The organism is Psychrobacter sp. Rd 27.2 (assembly GCF_001921755.1).
Taxonomy (GTDB): Bacteria; Pseudomonadota; Gammaproteobacteria; order Pseudomonadales; family Moraxellaceae; genus Psychrobacter; species Psychrobacter celer.
The window spans coordinates 1-789 of the sequence record NZ_MRYB01000038.1 but is presented as its reverse complement, the minus strand read 5'-3'; the positions used below and the strand labels follow the sequence as shown (position 1 = coordinate 789).

General features: G+C 39.3%; 1 protein-coding gene. It reads right to left on the bottom strand.

The genetic code is table 11. The annotated features are described in order from the left end of the window. Nucleotides 1-49 precede the first annotated feature (49 nt). Nucleotides 50-789: hypothetical protein (locus BTV99_RS12495; protein ID WP_218607570.1), on the bottom strand; the 740-nt coding region annotated here is incomplete at its 5' end.

The window sequence follows — 789 nt, the reverse complement described above, 5'->3', positions numbered from 1 at the left end:
TGAAAAACAACCGACTGATACTCTAAAACCTCATGTTTTTGCATGCATACTACTGAGTAACGACGCCCATCGTTAGACTGTAGTTTCCTGAGTTTTTTAAGCTAGTATTATTTGGGTTCATATTCAACCTAGTTCCTACGCCAAGCCAACAATACACGCCATTCCTTGCTGTAAAATACTGACCAGCACCAGGGTTTGTATGATATAGCTCAACATCAGCGGTCAACTGACTTGCTCCACTATCTCTTGCAAGCTTTGCATTCTTAAATGTCCCAATAATGGGATCATTGCCTTGAACAAAAGAGGTCGTTGACTCAGACTCTCTATCCACTTTTGTATAGAAATTAAATAAGCTCTTTTTATTGTACCGCCCACCATTATTTGGAAAATCTCTTTGTAGCATATTTAAGTCTAAGGACAAATCTGAAGCAGAAAAACCAGATAAGTTAACACTGCCCATCAGAGGAAATGTTTGAATGGTGTTTCCTTTTGAGATAGCTCGACTTTTACCAGTAAGTAGCGCTTCTTCAGTGGGTGTATAGCTTAACTGTGAGGGGGTAAATTCTTGTTTGCAGAAAAATATCGTTTTGCCGCCAGAAGTACCTATGTTTAGTGATTCAACATTAAAACCATTGGCATTAGCTATCGGGCACTGAGCAAAAGCTGACTGGGCAAAAAAACTCGCTGACATTATCAAACCAGTTTTCAATAGGACTTTACGCAGCTTACCTATATAGGCGATTAAAGACTTCTTAGACATAGCGGCCTCTAGTGTAATCTCATATGAAG